We start from the raw sequence: 3379 nt of genomic DNA, 5'->3' as shown, positions 1-3379 counted from the left end.
AACGGTTCGAATCCGTTATTCTCCACATTTCTAGTAATAGAATAATGATCTTTGACATGATGTAACAAGAGCAAAAAGATAAATTTGATAGAATTTATTACCCTTGCATAAATAAATTTAACCGCGAGGTTTTATTTATGCATGAAAAGAATAAAGAAAGTAGGAAAGGGCACATGGGGGATGCCTTGGCTCTCAGAGGCGAAGAAGGACGTGATAAGCTGCGAAAAGCTATGGGGAGGTGCAAATTACCTTTGATCCGTAGATATCCGAATGGGGCAACCTGATATTTGAAGAAAATATCACCTTAAGCAATTAAGGAGCTAACGTGGGGAACTGAAACATCTAAGTACCCATAGGAAAAGAAAATAAAAATGATTCCCGGAGTAGTGGCGAGCGAAACGGGAAAAGCCCAAACCAATATTGTTTAGGCAATATTGGGGTTGTAGGACTGCGCCGTGGCAAGAAGTTATAGAAGTGGAATACATTGGAAAATGTAATCAAAGAAGGTGATAATCCCGTACACGACTCCATAACCAAGCCTAGCAGTATCCTGAGTAGCGCGGGACACGAGAAATCCTGTGTGAATCTGCCGGGACCATCCGGTAAGGCTAAATACTCCTGAGAGACCGATAGTGAACCAGTACCGTGAGGGAAAGGTGAAAAGCACCTCGAATAGAGGAGTGAAAGAGACCCTGAAACCATGTGCCTACAAGCGGTCGGAGCCTTAAATGGTGACGGCGTGCCTTTTGCATAATGAACCTACGAGTTACTCTCATTGGCAAGGTTAAGTACTACGAAGTACGCAGCCGAAGCGAAAGCAAGTCTTAACAGGGCGCCATAGTCAGTGGGAGTAGACGCGAAACCAAGTGATCTACCCTTGGGCAGGTTGAAGGTTAGGTAACACTAACTGGAGGACCGAACCGGTAAGCGTTGAAAAGCTTTCGGATGACCTGAGGGTAGGGGTGAAAGGCTAATCAAACTTGGAGATAGCTCGTACTCCCCGAAATGCATTTAGGTGCAGCCTCGGCTGTATACTTGTGTCAGGTAGAGCGACTGATTGGATGCGAGGGCTTCACCGCCTATCAAGTCCAGATAAACTCCGAATGGGCACAAGATTTAGTCGGGAGTGAGGGCATGGGTGCTAAGGTCCATGTCCGAGAGGGCAACAACCCAGACCATCAGCTAAGGTCCCCAAATACTAACTAAGTTGAATTAACGAAGTACCGCTACTAAGACAGCTAGGATGTTGGCTTGGAAGCAGCCATTCATTTAAAGAGTGCGTAACAGCTCACTAGTCGAGTGGCAGTGCGTGGATAATAATCGGGCATAAGTTAGTTACCGAAGCTATGGGATTTTAAATCGGTAGGGGAGCATTCTATTACAGCGTAGAAGGCGGGGATCGATCCCCTCTGGAGCGGATAGAAAAGCAAATGTAGGTATAAGTAACGATAAAGGGGGTGAGAAACCCCCTCGCCGAAAGACTAAGGATTCCTGATCAACGCTAATCGGATCAGGGTAAGTCGGGACCTAAGGTATAGCCTAATGGCGAAGCCGATGGAAGAACCGGTTAATATTCCGGTACTGCTTTATAGAGTTATGTGGGGACGCAGGAGTGAAACTACATCCATCTGACGGAATAGGTGGATTAAGAGTGTAGACGTTGATTTTAGTAGGCAAATCCGCTAAAAGAGTCGAACTTGAAAGTACAGCAATCCTTCGGGAGCGCTGATTGTAGGTAACCATACTGCCAAGAAAAACCGCTAAACGCTAATCTATAACGCACCCGTACCTCAAACGGACACACGTAGTCGGGTAGAATATACTAAGGCGCTCGAGCGATTCACAGTTAAGGAATTAGGCAAAATGACCCTGTAACTTCGGGAGAAAGGGTGCCAGCTTCACGGCTGGCCGCAGAGAATCGATCCAGGCAACTGTTTAACAAAAACACATGGCTATGCTAATAAGAAATTAGATGTATATAGTCTGACACCTGCCCGGTGCTGGAAGGTTAAGAGGAGAAGTCATCGCAAGAGAAGCTTTGAATTGAAGCCCCAGTAAACGGCGGCCGTAACTATAACGGTCCTAAGGTAGCGAAATTCCTTGTCGGGTAAGTTCCGACCTGCACGAATGGTGTAATGATCTGGATACTGTCTCAACTGTGATCTCGGTGAAATTGTAGTATCGGTGAAGATGCCGATTACCCGCGATGGGACGAAAAGACCCCGTGAACCTTTACTATAGCTTTACATTGATTTTGGGCACTTGATGTGTAGGATAGGCCGGAGACTAAGAAGCAGGTACGCTAGTATTTGTGGAGTCACCCTTGAAATACGGCCCTTTAATTGTTTGAAATCTAACTTGCAGACGCAAGGACACTGTATGGTGGGTAGTTTGACTGGGGTGGTCGCCTCCAAAAGAGTAACGGAGGCTTCTAAAGGTGTGCTCAGAACGATTGGTAACCGTTCGTAGAGTGTAATGGTATAAGCACGCTTGACTGCGAGACTTACAAGTCGACCAGGTAGGAAACTAGAGCATAGTGATCCGGTGGTTTCAGTATGGAATGGCCATCGCTCAAAGGATAAAAGGTACTCCGGGGATAACAGGCTGATCATTCCCAAGAGCTCATATCGACGGAATGGTTTGGCACCTCGATGTCGGCTCGTCACATCCTGGGGCTGGAGCAGGTCCCAAGGGTTGGGCTGTTCGCCCATTAAAGTGGCACGCGAGCTGGGTTCAGAACGTCGTGAGACAGTTCGGTCTCTATCTATCGTGGGCGTAGGAGATTTGCGGAGTTCTGACACTAGTACGAGAGGACCGTGTTGGACAGACCCCTGGTCAACCAGTTGTTCCGCCAGGAGCATTGCTGGGTAGCTAAGTCTGGATTGGATAAGTGCTGAAAGCATCTAAGTACGAAGCCAGCTTCAAGATTAGATCTCCATTGAGGGTCGTTGTAGACTACAACGTTGATAGGCTACAGGTGTAAAGGCAGTAATGTCATAGCCGAGTAGTACTAATTGCCCGAACGCTTTCTAAAGCGCGTGCCGTAGCACCGAAGATTAATCTCTGAAGGACAACGGCACGACAAAACAAACAACAGTAATAAAATTACGAATCACATTTACTTTTTGCTTTACATCATATCAAACAAAACAACGTTGATAGAAGATCACATACGCACAACAGCCAACAGCTGTAAAAGCTAACCGATCACTGTTAACAGAACAAAATTAAGGTGGTTATAACATTGGGGCTCCACCTCTTCCCATTCCGAACAGAGAAGTTAAGCCCAATCGTGCCGATGGTACTGCAATTATGTGGGAGAGTAGGTTACCGCCGTCTTTAAGCAAGAGCGCCTCTAGTAGAAATACTACAGGCGCTT

At 46.5% G+C, this 3379-nt stretch carries 2 rRNA genes; both read left to right on the top strand.

What is annotated here, in order from left to right:
• Positions 1–153: 153 nt before the first annotated feature.
• A 23S ribosomal RNA gene (locus tag G7Y56_RS18275) occupies positions 154–3034 on the top strand.
• Between the two features lie 194 nt (positions 3035–3228).
• Positions 3229–3339 (top strand): 5S ribosomal RNA (rrf, locus tag G7Y56_RS18270).
• Positions 3340–3379 lie beyond the last annotated feature (40 nt).

It is taken from the genome of Dysgonomonas sp. ZJ709 (assembly GCF_011039195.1).
In the GTDB taxonomy this organism is placed as follows: Bacteria; Bacteroidota; Bacteroidia; order Bacteroidales; family Dysgonomonadaceae; genus Dysgonomonas.
This window is presented reverse-complemented; position numbering and strand designations above follow the sequence as displayed.